Below are 311 nucleotides of genomic sequence, written 5' to 3'. Positions count from 1 at the left end.
GGGGCGACCGGGGCGCAGAGCTCGGCCAGCACCTCCTGCACCGGCTGGGTGACGGGGGGGGGGGGGGTGTGGTGCCTGCCCCCGTCTATAATGGTGCCGCCCGCGACGTGCAGGTTGGCGTGGGCGTCCAGCGGATGGGGGTCCTGGTCGGGGGCCGGGTCGATCCCGTGGTTGACCGGGTTGGTGTGATGGTTGGCGACGTCGTTCTGCAGCCGGACGCGGGTCGGTTGGACCAGGTCGGGGTGTAACTGCCCCTGGGTCAGCTGGTGGTCGGGCCAGGCCTGGTGGGGGGGTTTGTGGGGGGGGGGGGG

Annotated in this window: 1 protein-coding gene; it reads right to left on the bottom strand. The window is 73.3% G+C overall.

What is annotated here, in order from left to right; translation table 11 throughout:
- Positions 1-311: multinuclear nonheme iron-dependent oxidase (locus PUR61_RS45490; protein WP_443035224.1), on the bottom strand; the 311-nt coding region annotated here is incomplete at both ends.

It is taken from the genome of Streptomyces sp. BE20 (assembly GCF_036322525.1).
Classification (GTDB): domain Bacteria; phylum Actinomycetota; class Actinomycetes; order Streptomycetales; family Streptomycetaceae; genus Kitasatospora.
Note: the sequence above shows the minus strand (reverse complement) of the source record. Positions and strands in the feature narration are given on the sequence as shown.